We start from the raw sequence: 5,486 nt of genomic DNA on the forward strand, positions 1-5,486 counted from the left end.
CCCGACCGGCCACCGCCATAGACGAGCATTTGCTGTCGTGTGGCCAATGTCTGTCCGACCTGTTCAGCAATTTGTGCATAACGCGGTTCTGAGCCCAAGGCTGAACCACAAAAAATTGCGATAGAATTCATCATTTTCATCATTCCATTAAGCGAATAGTGTACCAGAGTGTGCTCTGACAGTTTTTTTTCAAAAATAACCCTACAATCAGTGTTTTTATTTAATTCCTTGTCTAAAATACCTCCATTCAGATTTACATACTGCGCAGGGGAGAAAAGAGAGCATGCTTGAAGCTTTTTATGCCACAGGGCGCGGTAGCTTAGAAGATGCCACCATCAATGGTGATTTCGACCTGCATCCGGAATTAGTCTGGGTCGATTTAATTGCACCTTCACAGGAAGAGCAACAATGGATCCTGGACGCCTATGGGCAAAACCTGCCGACTTTAAAATCGCTGGAAGATATTTCTTCAAGTGCCCGATTTTACCGTGATGATGACGGTATTTTGCATGTCAGTACCTATTTTTTAACGAAAAATAAAAATTATCAGCTCGAAAGTGAACACGAAGATGAAGCCAGCATTCTGGCAACAGTTCAGACTGTGGCTTTCATCCTGCATAAGGAGCGGCTGTTCACCTTAAGGGGTGAAAAACTGGTTGCTTTCCGGGCCTTCCGGGCGCGTGCACGCCGTAATGATTATGAAATCGACTACAATGACCCGACCTGGATTCTGCTTGGCCTACTGGAAGCCAAGCTGGATGAGCTGGCCGATATTCTGGAAGATGTACATAAAGACCTGGAAAAATACTCCACCGAAGTCCTAAATAACCGGCATCGGGAACAGATTCTGGATCTGGATGACATGATTACCCGTCTGGCCCAGCTGGAAGATATGCTTGGAAAAGCGCAGCTCTGTTTAATTGATTTACGTCGGGTGCTGACCTTTCTGTCCCGTCCCCGGGCATTGGGCAGTCATATTTACGATGCAGATATTCGCGAGTTAAGTGAAGATGTGCGCTCGCTGGTCGAACATGATGCGTTCCTGTTCCAGAAAGTCCGCTTCCTGCTGGACACCACCTCCGGATTTATTAATACTGAACAGAATGACACCATTCGTCGCTTCTCGATTTTACCGAGTATGCTGGCACCTCCGATGCTGATTGCCAGTATCTACGGCATGAACACTGATGTACTGCCTTTTGCTCAAGGAACGATGAGCTTTGTGATGGTCAGCATCATTCTGATTGGTTTTCTGATTGGCCCATTAATTTACTTTAGATGGAAGAAGTGGATTTAAAGGACGTTGCAATCCTCTTTCCCTATGGGAGAGAGTCAGAGAGGGTTATGAATAATTTACCTCTCCCTAGCCCTCTCCTATCAGGAGAGGGAACCTCATACATTCAATTCTATAAAAATAAAAAAGCACCCATCGGTGCTTTTTTTTAATTGATGATCTGCAAATCATCCTGCAAATGACAGGCTTGAATGATCTTCATCATTTTGGCAGGCACTGCCTTAAACTGAAGTCCTTGCGCCTGTGGGGTCTGACGTAACCAACGGACTAGAACCGCCAGAGCCAAGGTACTGCCATGTTCCAGTGCGGCCAGATTCACCACCAGCGGAAACTGGCTTTGTGCTTGAATCACGCGCAGACCTTTTTGATAATAGTCCTGCGCATTTTCATAATTAATTTGACCTGACACCTGCAATTCCTGATCATTGAATTGGATCACAGCTCACCTATCTTGTTATTTCTTGTCAATTGCCGCTTCTGCATCCGGCTTGAAGTTGGCAATGGCCTTATCCAGATTGCCGCCATTACGTTTTACAGTAGCCGCAAACTGGTTACGGAACTGAAGCCCCAGATCAATACCGGAAACGTTGATATTACGGATTTTCCATTGCGAACCTTTATCCACCAGCTGGAAAGCCACCGGAATTTTCTCGCCATTGTTATTAAAATCAATCGTCACCACCGGGTTTTTGCTATTGCTGGCTTTGTATGGACGGATGTTATAGGTCTGATTACTGAACTTGGAGAACGCCGTACCATAATTCACGATTAAAGTTTCACGGAAGTTTTTCTCAAACTGTGCACGCTGCGCCGCAGTACTGTACTGGTTGGTTGCATAAGTTCCCATCACAATACGGGTGAAAGACTGTGAATCAATATACGGATCAAGATTTTGACGGATAATCGTTTTTACCAACGCAGGATTATTCTGCAATTTGGCATGATCAGCTTTGAGGCGTTCAATCAAGCCATCTGCCACTTTTTTGATAAATGCAGGCGGCGTTTCAGACGGTGCAGCAAACACAGTACCGGTCATCATGGTGGAAAGAATGCTCACGGCAAGCGTTTGTTTTACTAGAGTCTTCACTCGAATCTCCTCAATTTACTATTCAACAAATGCAGGTTCTGCATCGGTTGTTCCTGAAAATGCAGCGTCTTCCGAGGCATCTTCCGGGTTATCTGACGATTTGCCGGCACCACCGGTAATAAACTTCGTCACTAGGTCTTCAATTTCCATGGTGCCTTGGGTATTGGCAATCTGATCACCACGTTTAAGATAATTCAGACCGCCACCTGGGATGATTTTCAAATATTTTTCACCCAATAAACCATTGGTTGCTACCATAATATAAGCATCTTCATCAATATTAGTGATGGATTTCATGTTATCTAACAGTTGCTTTTCCATTGTTTTTTGTTGAGCAGGACCTGCCGCCGTATAATCGGAACTATAACGTAACTCTTCTAATGCTTCTTGCTGGACCTGTTTCAGCTGCTCGGCATTAAAGGTCGTCAGGGAGCCATCCAGTGTCATATGCACAGTGGCTAAACGGGTTACCGGATCAAGCGTAATCTCATCGACCTGGCCGACTTTGACACCACTTAATGCCACTTTGGCACGCGGCTTAATTCCATTGACATTTTCAAAGGTCGCTGTCATTTTATAGCTGTTCGCGATATTGGTTCCTACCAGTCCACTGACACGCATGGCCAGGAAAAACAGTGCAATACCAAACAGAATGACAAAAACACCAACGGCCAGCTCACTTGTACGTGATTTCATTAAATACCTCCGAACATGACCGCAGTCAACACGAAATCAAAGCCTAAAACGCACAATGAAGAATACACCACTGTACGCGTTGTAGAAGTTGCAATACCTTCCGAAGTTGGCTCACAGGCATAGCCCTGATATACCGCAATCCAGGTACAGATTAATGCGAATACAAAACTTTTAATAATAGTGCCATTCAAAATATCTTTATAGAATTGCACCGTATTTTCCATCCCACTCCAGTAGGCGCCTTCATCTGCCCCCAGAAAGTCCACTCCGACCATTTTGCCCCCCATAATTCCGACAGCAGCAAAAATCACGGCCAGCATTGGCAGGCTAAAAATCCCCGCCCATAAACGCGGTGAAATCACTCTTTTGAGTGGATCAACACCAATCATTTCCATACTGGATAACTGTTCAGTGGCTTTCATCAGGCCAATTTCTGCAGTCAGGGCAGAACCGGCTCGTCCGGCAAACAGCAAGGCTGCAACCACAGGTGCCAATTCACGCAACAAAGTCAAAGCAACTGCGGTACCCAGCATGGCCTCACTGCCAAAAGTCGCCAGAATGGTATACATCTGCAAGCCCAGTACCGCCCCAATAAACAGACCAGACACCACAATAATCAGCAGCGATAATACGCCTACCCGATACATCTGGTAAATAAACAGTTTGACACCGATCCAGGTGGGTATAGAAAACAGAATCTGCAACAGCATCAGGGCCGCAACCCCTATACCGCGGACACGCTCAATCACACGTCTCCCCAGCTGGGCGATAGCATTCATGAACGCACCTCATCATTTAAATAGGGTTTATGGCTGAACTGATAATCCACAGGCCCTGCGACGGCTCCGGTCAGGAACTGCTGAACAAAGGCAGAAGGATGTGCCTTCAACTCTGCCGGTGTGCCCTCCCCCTGGATTTTTCCTTCTGCCACTACATAGATATAATCGGCAATCGATAAGGTTTCTGCCACATCATGCGAAACAATAATGGTCGTTAAATCCAGTGCTTCACGTAATGAGCGGATCAAACGGGTCAGAACCCCCATCACAATCGGATCTTGGCCGGCAAATGGCTCGTCATACATGATCAGCTCCGGATCCAGTGCAATGGCTCTTGCCAGTGCTACCCGGCGATTCATCCCACCCGACAGCTCTGAAGGCATCATCTGCTCAGCGCCACGTAAACCCACAGACTCCAGTTTCAGCGCTACAATTTCAGCAATCAGATGTTCAGGTAATTTAGTATGAGCACGGATTGGAAAGGCTACGTTTTCATAGACACTCATGTCGGTAAACAAGGCTCCACTCTGGAAGAGCATGCCCATACGCGCACGCGCCGAAAAAAGCTCGGATCGCGACATCTGAGCGATATCCCGCCCATCGAGCAGGACTTGCCCCTGATCTGGCGTCAACTGGCCGCCAATCAAGCGCAATAATGTTGTTTTACCAGTCCCGGATGGACCCATAATAGCGGTAATCTGTCCGCGACGAATGCTGAGGCTCACATCTTCATAAATCACACGCTCCCCGCGTTTGAAGCTTAAATTCTTTACTTCAATCAGAGAAGGCATAGTTTGCGCTGTTTGATTTTCCATAGTTGAGTGGATTCCTGCATTTTTTCAGCATGCGTACGATAAAGAAACAAAGTTCAAAATATTAGCATTTGCAAAAGAAGGGTCAAGGTTATGAAAAGCAATACGGTCTACTGTCAGGTCTATTTCTTAGAATGAAAAATTTTATCAGGCTGGATTCTAACAGAGTCTCGTCAATTAAAAAAATAATAGAGATAAAAAATAATATTACACAAAACCAAAGCCAATGCGAGATAAGGCATTAGTAGCTCAAGCACAGTAAAACGTAACATCCGAATCTTCCTATTCTTCAATTATCACAAGTTATAATAAATTTGACTCAGTATACATTTTAATTGAAATAAGTAAAAAGATAGGCATAAAAAAACCAGCGTTTTCGCTGGTTTTTTAGGTCAGATTCAATTAGTCATTGAATTTACGACGTGGTTGGCTCTCGCCACCAAATGAACGTTCACCACGTGGCTTGTCATCAAAGTTGCGACGTACTGGACGATCACCTGCATCACGCTTTGGACGATCATCAGCGAATGAACGCGCTGGACGGTCACCAAAATTACGCTTTGGACGATCATCGCCAAATGAACGCGCTGGACGGTCACCAAATTCACGTTTTGGACGGTCATTGAAAGCACCTTCACGACGTGGCTTGTAATCTACACGGTTACCGCGGTTATCATCGTTATTGTCAGTACGAGGACGGTCACCAAATTCACGACGTGGACGGTCATTGTTGAACTCGCGGCGCGGACGGTCTTCACCATTGAATTCACGACGTGGACGGTCATTATTAAATTCGCGGCGTGGACGGTCTTCATTGA

The 5,486-nt window shown here is 45.7% G+C and carries 6 protein-coding genes and 2 pseudogenes; 1 reads left to right on the forward strand and 7 read right to left on the reverse strand.

Going from position 1 to position 5,486, the window contains the following annotated elements:
- A pseudogene (locus E2K52_RS13080) lies at positions 1–131 on the reverse strand (TIGR00730 family Rossman fold protein); the annotation flags it as partial.
- A 152-nt stretch (positions 132–283) separates the two neighbouring features.
- Between E2K52_RS13080 and E2K52_RS13085 the strand changes: the two are divergent.
- Complete coding sequence (locus E2K52_RS13085) at positions 284–1,297, forward strand: CorA family divalent cation transporter (RefSeq protein WP_151205491.1); 1,014 nt, start codon at positions 284–286, stop codon at positions 1,295–1,297.
- A 145-nt stretch (positions 1,298–1,442) separates the two neighbouring features.
- Here E2K52_RS13085 and E2K52_RS13090 read toward each other — a convergent pair whose 3' ends face one another.
- The 6 genes and pseudogenes from E2K52_RS13090 to E2K52_RS13115 form a co-directional block, all read right to left on the reverse strand.
- The gene (locus E2K52_RS13090) at positions 1,443–1,733 is read right to left on the reverse strand and encodes a lipid asymmetry maintenance protein MlaB (protein ID WP_151205492.1); all 291 of its coding nucleotides are present in this window, start codon (positions 1,731–1,733) and stop codon (positions 1,443–1,445) included.
- A 15-nt stretch (positions 1,734–1,748) separates the two neighbouring features.
- A complete protein-coding gene (locus tag E2K52_RS13095; protein WP_151205493.1) occupies positions 1,749–2,381 on the reverse strand; it encodes a phospholipid-binding protein MlaC in 633 nt (210 codons plus the stop codon).
- 18 nt (positions 2,382–2,399) lie between these two features.
- On the reverse strand, positions 2,400–3,077 hold the full coding sequence (locus E2K52_RS13100; protein WP_151205494.1) for an outer membrane lipid asymmetry maintenance protein MlaD: 678 nt from the start codon (positions 3,075–3,077) through the stop codon (positions 2,400–2,402).
- On the reverse strand, positions 3,077–3,856 hold the full coding sequence (gene mlaE, locus E2K52_RS13105; RefSeq protein ID WP_151205495.1) for a lipid asymmetry maintenance ABC transporter permease subunit MlaE: 780 nt from the start codon (positions 3,854–3,856) through the stop codon (positions 3,077–3,079). The genes E2K52_RS13100 and mlaE overlap by 1 nt, the downstream gene beginning before the upstream one ends.
- Positions 3,853–4,671 (reverse strand): ABC transporter ATP-binding protein, encoded by an 819-nt coding sequence (locus tag E2K52_RS13110; protein WP_151205496.1) that lies wholly within the window; start codon positions 4,669–4,671, stop codon positions 3,853–3,855. Before E2K52_RS13110 ends, mlaE begins: the two co-directional genes overlap by 4 nt.
- 399 nt (positions 4,672–5,070) lie before the next feature.
- Positions 5,071–5,486, reverse strand: a pseudogene (locus E2K52_RS13115) (DEAD/DEAH box helicase); the annotation flags it as partial.

The sequence above is a fragment of the Acinetobacter sp. RF14B genome, from assembly GCF_006864105.1.
GTDB classification, from domain to species: Bacteria; Pseudomonadota; Gammaproteobacteria; order Pseudomonadales; family Moraxellaceae; genus Acinetobacter; species Acinetobacter lwoffii_C.